Below are 1,308 nucleotides of genomic sequence, written 5' to 3'. Positions count from 1 at the left end.
ATTTTTTTGTTGCCAACGCACCGATCAAAAAAAATTGGGGAAGGTGGTTGTGTTCACGCAGTGAGCGCAACCACCTGCCAGACGGGTTTTAGCGCCGCAGGCCGCACATGTTTCTGAGCCAACGGCGAGGAAACATATAAGTGCGCATCTCTCTAATTTCACGAATTTGAGAGATGAGATCAGTCTGGATAATCGGAGTACTCCGCCTCTAGCCGTCCTGGTGAACCAGTCCGGCAAGACCCACGAAATCACCCGTAAAACGCAATAAAACGCGTTTTGACGCGTTTTTTGACGTTCTACGGGCTCACGTGGGCTTTGGGCGGAAAAATGGCTTACGTGCGTTCTGAGAGCGTTTTAGGGCTTTGCAGGGTGGAGTGGTGAAGCAGCTCCTTGTGGAACCTGTACCGCCCTTGCGGGCGGGCTTCGGCGATTTGGCGAACGGGAATCTATTCGGCTTCTGGCGTGTCGCCTTCCATGCCCTGACGGGCATCGTTTCCGTGGAACATGGCCATGATTCGGCGCTGAATATCGCCGTCTTTGTTGACTAGGGTTTTCGTCAAAAATGCGGCATACGGTTTGGCATTATCGTAGCCTTTCCAGACTTCATGCGGGTTGAGAGCATAAGCGCATACCTTTCCAGCTACTGGGATTTTTACTAAAACACCTTGCTCTTCTAGCCACTTAACGTACCTAGATATTGTTTGTCTACCAACACCAAGCAACGATGCTAAATGGGTTTGATCGGCAACAACCGCACCACAAGAGCCATCAATGTTTTCTGCAAGCATTGAATAAAGCTCTGCTGCCCCCGGATTCTTCCTGAAAAGCTCTCTGAGACGCTTCCAGCCTAAAGGGTATACTTGGGTGAAGTTTTGGTTTTTTTGCTCCTGTCGACGCTCTGAGGCGTTTTTACGGTCTTTATCTTCAAGATCTCTTTTTCTGATTTCCCGTTCTTTGTCCGTCACAACATTTTGAGTTTGCATAGACTATCTCTCCTGCGACACCATGTCGTTTGAAAGTAACATACAGTTGTCATTTTTTTGTGTCAACATGTCGCATTTGCACGACATGTTGGGTATATCTGTCGCATCCTATAGATGCGACAACGTTGTCGCCCCTAGGATGCGACAACACATTTATAAACCCATAATAAAAACAACAACATACAATTTTTTCCTTCTTATCTAAAAAGATCTCACAGCGAGCTGCGAGATCTCCAGGTAGCACCCTCCTTTCAGTCGGGCAAAAAACGGTGAAAATTTAACCATTGGCAACCGAAAAATCGTGGGGGCCCCTTCAGGGGTTCCG

Annotated in this window: 1 protein-coding gene; it reads right to left on the bottom strand. The window is 47.9% G+C overall.

The features are described 5' to 3' along the window. Positions 1-446: 446 nt before the first annotated feature. Positions 447-983, bottom strand: a complete 537-nt coding sequence (locus tag KPHS_p600010) for a RepA plasmid replication protein (RefSeq protein YP_005221105.1) — start codon at positions 981-983, stop codon at positions 447-449. Between the last annotated feature and the right edge of the window lie 325 nt (positions 984-1,308).

Source organism: Klebsiella pneumoniae subsp. pneumoniae HS11286, assembly GCF_000240185.1.
Classification (GTDB): domain Bacteria; phylum Pseudomonadota; class Gammaproteobacteria; order Enterobacterales; family Enterobacteriaceae; genus Klebsiella; species Klebsiella pneumoniae.
Note: the sequence above shows the minus strand (reverse complement) of the source record. Positions and strands in the feature narration are given on the sequence as shown.

Excerpts from the sequence above, each read along its gene's own strand:
- KPHS_p600010 (YP_005221105.1), bottom strand. The coding sequence starts at position 983 with ATGCAAACTCAAAATGTTGTGACGGACAAAGAACGGGAAATCAGAAAA.